Source organism: Halodesulfovibrio sp. MK-HDV (genome assembly GCF_009914765.1).
GTDB lineage: Bacteria > Desulfobacterota > Desulfovibrionia > Desulfovibrionales > Desulfovibrionaceae > Halodesulfovibrio.
This window is the reverse complement of the sequence record NZ_WYDS01000014.1, coordinates 128,207-134,562: the sequence shown is the minus strand read 5'-3', so window position 1 is coordinate 134,562 and position 6,356 is coordinate 128,207. Positions and strand designations below refer to the sequence as shown.

General features: G+C 44.9%; 7 protein-coding genes. All 7 read right to left on the bottom strand.

Annotated features, from left to right (window positions below; all coding sequences use genetic code 11):
* The coding region (locus MKHDV_RS12150; protein ID WP_305794749.1) for a beta-ketoacyl synthase N-terminal-like domain-containing protein at positions 1-471 on the bottom strand (471 nt) is incomplete at its 3' end.
* Between the two features lie 2 nt (positions 472-473).
* Positions 474-1,673 carry an AMP-binding protein gene (locus MKHDV_RS12145; protein WP_160715668.1) on the bottom strand — a complete coding sequence of 400 codons (1,200 nt, stop codon included), beginning with the start codon at positions 1,671-1,673 and terminating at the stop codon, positions 474-476.
* Between the two features lie 6 nt (positions 1,674-1,679).
* Positions 1,680-2,765: a radical SAM/SPASM domain-containing protein gene (locus tag MKHDV_RS12140; RefSeq protein ID WP_160715666.1), complete on the bottom strand. Its 1,086-nt coding sequence runs from the start codon at positions 2,763-2,765 to the stop codon at positions 1,680-1,682.
* Between the two features lie 21 nt (positions 2,766-2,786).
* A complete protein-coding gene (locus MKHDV_RS12135; protein ID WP_160715664.1) occupies positions 2,787-3,977 on the bottom strand; it encodes a beta-ketoacyl-[acyl-carrier-protein] synthase family protein in 1,191 nt (396 codons plus the stop codon).
* The gene (locus MKHDV_RS12130) at positions 3,970-4,230 is read right to left on the bottom strand and encodes a phosphopantetheine-binding protein (RefSeq protein ID WP_160715662.1); all 261 of its coding nucleotides are present in this window, start codon (positions 4,228-4,230) and stop codon (positions 3,970-3,972) included. Before MKHDV_RS12130 ends, MKHDV_RS12135 begins: the two co-directional genes overlap by 8 nt.
* The gene (locus tag MKHDV_RS12125; protein ID WP_160715660.1) at positions 4,223-5,056 is read right to left on the bottom strand and encodes a lysophospholipid acyltransferase family protein; all 834 of its coding nucleotides are present in this window, start codon (positions 5,054-5,056) and stop codon (positions 4,223-4,225) included. Before MKHDV_RS12125 ends, MKHDV_RS12130 begins: the two co-directional genes overlap by 8 nt.
* Before the next feature lie 71 nt (positions 5,057-5,127).
* Positions 5,128-6,309 (bottom strand): DUF2062 domain-containing protein, encoded by a 1,182-nt coding sequence (locus MKHDV_RS12120; RefSeq protein WP_160715658.1) that lies wholly within the window; start codon positions 6,307-6,309, stop codon positions 5,128-5,130.
* Positions 6,310-6,356: the final 47 nt, after the last annotated feature.

Sequence of the window (6,356 nt, the reverse complement as noted above, 5' to 3'; positions counted from 1 at the left end):
AGCAAGTGCATATGCAGGTCCAAGGCCGATGTTACTGGTGCAAACACATGGCCCTTGAGCTTTGGTTTGCATGGCTATGTATGCGGATGCAGCATTATGCAATCCACTAGAAAAATGTGTCGGGGACGCTAGTCTGTCACCATTGTCAAAAAAAGAATCTAGAAAATTAAATGAAGTCAGCGCAGCACCATAGCCACTGGCTACGGCCACACCTGTATTTTCAAGATCTACTTCCAGTAAACCGGCGTCTTCGAGAGCAAGAAATGATGCATAGAGCGCGAGACGTGAAAAATGGTCAATACGTCTAAGCGCACGTTTCGGAATAAACCTTGTCAGATCGGAAGTGTCTGTGCGCTGATTTGGTTCTATAATATGACAAGTTAGCTTATCCACTGGAAGTGCTTCTTGCTGTACACCGTGTGGTGTTACCATCCCAGTTCCAAGAACATATATTTCGTGTTGTTGTGGCATAATTAGTCCCAATCCTTGGCCTTTCCCATTGCATTCACAGGAAATTGAGTGCCGAATGTAATTTTTTTTGGACGCTCAGCAGGGCGTAGGTGAGCACGACATAATTGATACAACTCTGCCCGCAATACAACCGTGTCAGAATCTAAGCTTTTTGGAAGAACAAACGCTTTCAAACGACTTCCCTCGTCCAGCCGCATTAAACGCACCGCGCAGTCCAACACATCAGGATGTTTCGTAATGCATTCTGCTGTTTTCAGTAAGGAAACATTCATGCCACCCACCTGTACAATCTTGTCTTTCCGTCCCTTCACTGAAAATAACTCAGGAGAAAGCCATTCTATATGATCAGGAATAGCCACAGCAGTCTGTGTAATATTCAAAGGATGCACACGTTCTATCCAAGAATTTTGCATATCGTCACAACGAATCCGTCGCCAAAAAGCAAACAAAGATAGAGGCGAATCTGGATGATGCTGATATCCAAGCCCACCCGTTTCAGAGCTACCGTAAATATTACTGATGCGTGCAATACCTAATGATAAGAGCTTGTGCATAGTCTTTGGAGAACAGGGTGCTGTAGACGTAGAACCATGAATATCCGCAGGAAACGGAAGATCCTGCATAATAAGTCCGTTCCAAAAAAGTGGAAAGGACACCACAAAATCACCGGCCTCAAGCCCCCGAATAAAAGCTCTTGACGGAAATGCAACTGGCGCTACACACGGAAGTTCTGCAATGTTAGGAAGCAGTATTGTGAATAAAAAACCGTAAACATGATGGCACGGTACCGTAGATACAATACGTTTTCGCTCACACAATAGAGTGCGCTGCAACTCCTGTGCTTCCTGCCATAATAAAGCTGTTTCCAGTTTCTGCGGTGTGGGGTTACCAGTAGAGCCGGAGGTAATAAACGTAATGGTAGCAGGATCTTTTGACCATGCGTCATAAATAACATTAGCCCAGTGCGCAATAGAATCATCTGCGGAAAGAGATTCTGAAAGGGCAACGCATTGAAACATAGTGGCAGCATGAACTGCAATGAGTTGAGGCAAAACAGGCGTGCCTTCCAGGATGGAGGCAACAGAACGGCTCGTATCCGTTGCAAGCTTACGCAACGGAATGGACGTTTGCTCCTGTACAGCCGAATGGCATATGCTCAGGATAACTTTGCAGACATCATTTATGGAAAGAATAGGCTGCATTAGACGTTATCCGTTGCTTTTCTCACGCCAGCAAATTGGATCTTCAGCAAAGAGATCACCTTGTTGATATGCCGCACCACGACAACCATAGCATGTATGGGCAAGATCACAGGTTTTACATTTGCCTGTAATATGCTCGTTAATGTAACGTGTCTGACGCGCTACTTCAGAGCTTAGAATGTCTTTAATTGAGTCTGTTCTCAGTGACCCCATTTGTAGATCAACTCCGACACATGGGCAGACTAGACCGTTAGCGCGTACGTACATACTCATATAGTAACGTAAACAGCGGTGCCCACCGGCAATTGGAGGTAAAACTTCCCATTCCAACCCATACTCAGCATGATCAATTTCATTCAGACGGGTAAACAAGACATGAAGTTTTTCGTTAGAGACAACAAGTTCATTAGGGTGAGCCTGACTGCGCCCCTGTACTGTCAGTGTCTCAACATACGGAACAATATTACGTTCGCGTGCCCAGCGCCACATGTCTGGAATTTGATCATAGTTGCTTTGGGTAACAACTGTTTCAAATGAGAGACTTCGGTCTTTTCCATACCCTAATTCGATAAGGTGGCTAAATGCTGCCATACTCTTGTCGAAAGCACCTTCGCGTGCAACTAGGGCATCATGAGTCTGTGCATTCATGCCATTTAATTTAAGGCAAACAGACGCATTTAAGTCAAACAGCAACTGAGCTGTTTCTTTATCCAGCGCATACCCGTTGGTAAATGTGACGTGCTCAATGCCTAACTTGTTACAACACTTAAGTGTTGCAATATACTTTTCCCGAATTACGGGAATAAGCGGCTCACCACCGAGAATGCAAATACGACGCAAATCGTGTTTTTCTTTTGCCTCAGTAAGAAGCTTAGCAATTTCTTGCGCTGTGAGTTCATCAGCAGCAGGGGGTTGTGCCCCTTCGCTTTCATACCGGTAGCAATACACACACGCACAGTTGCATGCTTCGGTAATTTCTAAATCAAGCGATAAAATATTACCCTGATTACGAGCCTGCATAATCTCAGAAAGCTCAAAGTCGAGCACTGGGATCACGTCCGGCTTGGAGAAAGAGTTTTTTTTACAATTCATTTGCGTTGCCCGTTGTGTGTCTTAAAGGTGGGAAATGGCAAGCACAGAGGCAATTCCGCCAAAGGCTAAAGAAGTAGAAAGAGCTGTTGTGCCAGTCACGCTTGTAGCTTCGAGCACCGGGGTAGCAGGGATGGCTGGATCAGGAGTCGTTAAGCCTGTACTAGGAGGAATGCTTCCCTGATTCAGGCAATGCACACATAGTGCAGCCTCAATACCGCCCGCAGCTCCAAGAGTATGTCCTGTAGCCCCTTTAGCAGAAAAGAATGGTACGTGTGGCAACAGTTCGTGCATTACGTATCCTTCAACACTGTCGTTATCCTTGGTGCCAGTACCGTGGACGTTTACAAAGCTGATGTTCTCCGGAGCACATTCTGGGTACGCAAAAAGCTGTTTCATAGCACGAATAAGCCCACGCCCTTGAGGATGGGGAGCAGTCAGATGATGTGCATCACACGCAGTTGCGTATCCAGTAAGACGAGCTATAGCTGTCGCCTTACGTTGTAACACCGCGGGTTCTGACTCAAGAACAAGCACGCCGGCTCCTTCTCCAAGGTTTAACCCCTTACGGTTCACATCAAACGGCTTGCTTCGCTCATTATCCATTACCATAAGTGAGTTGAACCCATTAAGCGTTACTCTGGAAAGAGCATCACAACCGCCAGCAATAACCATGTCGCACATGCCGGATTGAATCCACTGTAACCCGACACCAATAGCATCTGTGCCTGAGGCACATGCGTTGACAACGGATTGAGTGGGGCCAACTATTTCAAGTTCACGGGCAATTGCTTCTGCTGGATTACTCCGCAAAACGCATCGTAGATGCTCCATAGATGGCAGTGCAATGTCAGGATTACGGTACTCACCATAGAAATCAATATGGTTCATGGAACACCCGACAGTAGTCCCCATTGCTACACCTACACGTTTGCCTTTTAGATCAGCAGGGGAGATCCCCGCATCTTCCAATGCCTGTAAAGTTGCAGTGAGAGCAAGTCTTGCTGTAAGTCCGTACTGCTTAGCTTGTCCTGATGCATTTTCAAACAATGCTTCATCAACAGCAAAGACTAGAGCCTCTTTGCCCCAGTCCATTTTATGCCGCACAAAAGGAGAAGGATCAGCAGTTCCTTCATACATAGCAGTAAGCGTGCTTTGTGAAGTGCTACCGGAACCAGTAATACAACCAGTTCCGGTGATGAAAACGCTAGGCATTAGCCTGTTTTTCCATAATGAAGTCAGCAAGGGTGTCGATAGATGTCAAAGCCTTTTTATCTTCATCAATATTTTCGATGATTACACCAAAGTGTTTTTCAATGAAAACTACGATTTCTACTGCATCGAGTGAATCAAGACCAATGCCGTCTCCAAAAAGTGGCGTGTCACTTTTCCACTCTTCGAGAGAGATATCTTCAAGATGTAGCTCTTCAATGAAGAGTTCTTTTAATTTTTGATGCATATTACTCATTAGTTGTTCTCCAAAGGTCGAAGAAGTTATAAAATTGATATGGATTTTGCTGCACGTATTTATCCAATGAGTGCGCTATTTCCTGAGCATAAGGGGTAAAATCACCGCCTGCAGACTTAGGGACAGTGAGAACCTTTGCGACAGAAAGTTCCATATGCGAAACGCCGACTTTGCGTGTTATCAGCAGCGCAATAGGGGCTTGTGTGGCTTTTGCAAACTTATACACAGAGGTAGGAAACAGGGCTTTTCCTCCTAAAAAATTGATACTTGCCGTGTATGATGTGGGTGGAACAATTCTGTCACCCATAATAGATATAAGTTCATTTTTTCGTAGTGCCGCAGTCATGGCAACAACACTTCCTATGGCGTCCTCTGCAGAAACCAACGTGATGTTTTTACAAGCTTTGAAGTCAAAATACTGTAAGTCAACATCTCCGGAATCGCGGTAGACCATCAGATGCACAGGGACATCCAGTTCATCAAGAGCACCCAATGCTGACTGCCAAGGACCTACATGGGCGGTTAGCAGAATAATGCCATTGCCTTGTTTCTGTAGTTCCTGCAATTTTTCAACACCATTTCGAGAGTATGAAAATTCTTGTGGGCCTTTAATGCCGACCGCAGCTTTATCTATGAGGGAAAAAGCAAGGTTCTGGCAAAGACGCCAAGTGTGATACCAACGCGCAAATTTTGAAGCTTTTGGAAAACGTTTTGTAATATAAAAAGAAGAACGTTTATGAACTTCCGGCTTAAAAAGCACATAAAAGAAAACAACAAAACAAGAAAAAATATACGCAGGCCAGCGACCACCAAATCTAATGATCATGAAAAAAAATTCATGTTGCCAGCGGCTAGCAAGGCTTTTTGAGCTCCAATTTCTTTTCGAGCTTGCAGTGGTCATATTTCTTGTCTCAATTTATAAATCGAAAGGGTTAGCAGATAGAAAAAAATGCCTGTTACACCTGCTAAAATTGGTGCTACCACTAACGAACCTAAAATCCACTCCCAAGCCCTGTCTAAAAATTCAACACCCAGCGTTTGCCAGGAAACATCAGTAAGCCACTCTCCGTTTCGGATAAAATACCCGACCTCGATACAAAGAGCAGGAACGAGTGGAGGCATACAAAACTGACTGGTTGCCACAGATATTACTTTTGAAAGTCGTAGAAAACTAGCGGCAAACAACGTGGCGATAGTGTGAATACCAAAAAGAGGCAATGTTCCGAGTAAGATCCCAAGAGCAGCAGAGTGCCCAACATACTTTGGGCTTGCACCTTGCCGAACCATGTCACGTAACGAGTCAATTGGGCGTGTCAGGTAGAATTGCTCAGTATTTTCTTCAACACTTGGTTTAGCACGGACAAGCTTTCGATGCGGAATTGGTAGTACTGCACGAATAGTAAGCCGTGTGTTCAGCCACGAGATAAGAATGTTATCTTTTACCCTGTGTAGGTGGCTAACGCGCTTGTCCGGTTCTGGATAATGAACACTTATGGGAATCCAATTCACCAATAACCCTGCCCAGACCGCTTTTACGAGCACTTCAATTTCAAATGAATACCGGGATTCACTAAACGAAAGTTGTTGCAACAGCGCTACCGGGTAAGCTCTAAAGCCACTTTGAGTATCAAGTCCTTTTTCGCCAGTTTGTACTCGAAACCAAAAGTTTGAGAATGCTCTTCCAAAAGTGGCAGAAACAGGGATGTTTCGTTGCTCGGCATTCGAGAAATCTCGAACGCCAACAATAACAGAGTCTGGATTCATTTCCACTGCGGCAATAAATTGAGGAATATCAGTAGCTAGGTGCTGTCCGTCGGCATCCATGGTGATAATATGCGAATAGCCATGCTTTTTGGCATATGCAGATGCGGAAAGAATGGCAGCGCCTTTCCCTCTATTTTCATTGTGGCGAATGGATGGGACAGAGAGAGAAGCAATGTCCGCTTCCACCCCGTCAGTTGAACCATCGTCGACAATTAGGACGTCTCCAAATGCCTGTGCATTAGTAACAACACGGCACAGTTCTGCGCGGTGATTGTACACTGGTATAACAATAAGAAGACGGAGAGAGCTAGGCATCACAACCTCTGTTGAGCTAAAAATATATTCTGAGTAGTTAAGCGGTT

Bases quoted from the DNA above. Each gene is read 5' to 3' on its own strand.
- MKHDV_RS12145 (WP_160715668.1), bottom strand. From the start codon at position 1,673: ATGCAGCCTATTCTTTCCATAAATGATGTCTGCAAAGTTATCCTGAGC.
- MKHDV_RS12140 (WP_160715666.1), bottom strand. From the start codon at position 2,765: ATGAATTGTAAAAAAAACTCTTTCTCCAAGCCGGACGTGATCCCAGTG.
- MKHDV_RS12135 (WP_160715664.1), bottom strand. From the start codon at position 3,977: ATGCCTAGCGTTTTCATCACCGGAACTGGTTGTATTACTGGTTCCGGT.
- MKHDV_RS12130 (WP_160715662.1), bottom strand. From the start codon at position 4,230: ATGAGTAATATGCATCAAAAATTAAAAGAACTCTTCATTGAAGAGCTA.
- MKHDV_RS12125 (WP_160715660.1), bottom strand. From the start codon at position 5,056: ATGATCATTAGATTTGGTGGTCGCTGGCCTGCGTATATTTTTTCTTGT.
- MKHDV_RS12120 (WP_160715658.1), bottom strand. From the start codon at position 6,309: ATGCCTAGCTCTCTCCGTCTTCTTATTGTTATACCAGTGTACAATCAC.